Below are 2,699 nucleotides of genomic sequence, written 5' to 3' on the forward strand. Positions count from 1 at the left end.
ACCTCGTGGTCGCAAATTCCGCCGCCGTTCTGTTTCAACATCCAGACGCAATCCATCTGTGAGGGATAGACGCTCTTGATACCCCGGCTTGCCAGCCCTTTCAGGTTGAGGTCGGGAAAGGTCTGATGGGAGCCGTCGTAGCGCGGGCGCACGAAACAGTTGAACTTGCGGTTATACATCGTCACAAGCCGCTCCTTGAACTGCGGCGACTGCTCTTCGAGCCATTCGGAGAAGCCGTTTCGTATCTCGTCAATCTTGGCGTTGGCGAGTTGTATTCCCTCGCTGTCGCGCATCTTGATGTCGTTGCCATGCTCGTCCTTGCCGATGGACTTCATCATGTCAGGGCAGGTGTTGTGCAGGGCGTGTTTTAGGAGGTGCATACCGTCATAGTTCCGGTAATACCCCTTCACCAGAAACTCGTCCGTGATTTTCATGGTGCGGTAGCCGCACACCACCGAAAACTCGTCCATGCTTGCGGAATAGGCGATTTTCACCTCCGTGTCGAACAGCCGGCTCATGTAGGCGGCATAGACACCCGTCGGAATCCAGCGTTCCCCGAAATTGAAGTCCAGATCCTCGAAGGCGATGCGCTGCGGCTCGGCATCTTTCAGAGCCTCCAACGCCTGCTTCACCTCCGGCATACGCTCATTTTCGGGATTGTCACCCATCCATGCCTCTATGCGTTCCGCTTTCTCTATGACATTTCCGGCGATGAAACGGTCTTTGATTTCGTAACCGGTCACGAGCGGATTGTAGTAGATGCGCCCTTGCAGGGCAGTGAGCAAATCCTCCGCCGTGCTGTCGGTTATCTCCCGCATATAGTCGAGATTGACCGTACCATATTTGTTGAGCGACGCAGACAGGGCTTCTTCGGGAGAGCCTACGTTGGCATGGCTCTCCACCGCGAAGGAAACAGGATGCTCGAAGATGTCCGCCTTGACGAACTTTCCGTTTTCCATCCGTTCCAGCGAAAGGATGTCGCGCCCGCCCGCATCCATCATCACTAACTTCACGTTCTGCTTGGCGTTGAGGTTGCCGTAGCGCATGACAAACTCATCGTAACAGGTATTCAGATGCTCTCGCCACGGAACATTTGCCTCGCGCCGGAGCGATTCATAACGGTACAGACGCTCGTAGGCGTCACGCAGCGACACATACAACAACGCCTTTTCCTTCTGGTATCCTTTCAGGTCGAGCGGCTGGAATGTCGCCCCGTATGGCGTGATGTCTTTCAGGTAGCCGATGTTATGACGCCCCCGGTCAGCCACCAGCGACCCTTCGCGCAGGTGCATCTCCGGCGTGCGGTGGTAGGCACGCGGAGAAAGGTCCACGACTTCCTCCTTCGGCTTTTCCGCTTCGATGTCGGGGAAAAGGAAAGTCCCCACCGCTTCCGATGGGGTATCTGTAACGGCAGGTGCGGCGACTGCCTCCGGCTGTGTTTCCTCCTGTCGTGGCTGCTCACGGGAAGTTTCCGGCACGGCTTTCACTTCCGTCTTTTCCGCCACTTGTTTCTCGTTATGCTGCCTTGCCAGTTCCCGAAGTTCTTTCCTACGCTCCGGCGTCAAACCCATCATCATTTCATAGAAACCGTTGATGGGAGGATTGGTATCCCAGTCCAGTGTGGCATAGATGTCGTCCGGGTCGGCAGGCTTGGCGGTGTTCTCCGCTTTCACCTCCTTATTCTCCATTGCGGGTTTTGCAGTTGGAGCTGTCGGTGTAACCGTGACTTTCGGTTTGGGCGGAGTGGACTTTGCCGTAACTGCCTTTTTCACCGTCTTTTTCTTTTTGGAGGTTTTCGGTTGGCTGACCTCTTCCGTCATCCCCCAGAGGTCAAGCAGGGTGAGCTGCACGCCTGCGGAATATTGCGGGCGCGGTTCTATCTCCGGCTTTTCATCTGCGGGTTGCGGCTTTTCTGTCGGAGTTTCCACCGTCTGCGCCGAGGATACTGTTTCCAATTTTATGGCAGGACGCTCTACTTTATTTTGAACGGCAACTTTTTCTTCCGTTCCTGCCTGCCGGATTGAACCCGAATACAAGCGCATGGCAAGCCTGTAATGGAAATCCTCGTCGAGCATACGGCGCAAATCCCCGGCGATGCCTGCTGCCTTGCCCTCGTGCAGATAAACCATAGCGGGCTTCCCGTAGGGGTCTGTGTCAAGTTTCGCCATCGTATGCACGATGCGTTCCGGGTGGTGGATGAAATAGGCGTTGTCGGTCAGGGCGGTTTTCGTGTCCGTCTGTATCACGGTCATCAGCCGCTCGTCCTGCGACATTTCCTTCTTGCTGAGGTTCTTTTGCAGGACAATCAGGTCACTGCCCACCTCCGTGCCCGCGTTGTCCGTGAACAGGTTGTTGGGCAGGCGTATCGCGGATACCAGATTGGCCTGACTGAACAGCTCGTTACGCACGGAGGTCTTGGTGCTATTCAATACCCCTTGCGAGGTGATGAACGCCACGATACCGCCGTCACGCACGGCATCCAGTCCTTTGAGAAAGAAATAGTTGTGGATGGTTTTCTGGGCGGAGCGTCTGCCGAAAGAGTCGCTCCGCTGAAACTCCGCGTCGAACACGGCAATGTCACCGAACGGAATGTTGGACACCGCCAAGTCGAAATAATTGTTGAACGGTCTTTCGATTTTCTCAAAACCGCAGGTGCGCATTTTCTGGTCGGGATAGAGATGCCTCAAGATTGTACCCGT

General features: G+C 55.3%; 1 protein-coding gene. It reads right to left on the reverse strand.

Going from position 1 to position 2,699, the window contains the following annotated elements:
* A partial coding sequence (locus H8S63_RS19640) for an N-6 DNA methylase (RefSeq protein ID WP_186927687.1) occupies positions 1-2,699 on the reverse strand: 2,699 nt, incomplete at both ends.

The sequence above is a fragment of the Bacteroides sp. NSJ-39 genome (assembly GCF_014287315.1).
Lineage (GTDB): Bacteria > Bacteroidota > Bacteroidia > Bacteroidales > Bacteroidaceae > Bacteroides > Bacteroides finegoldii.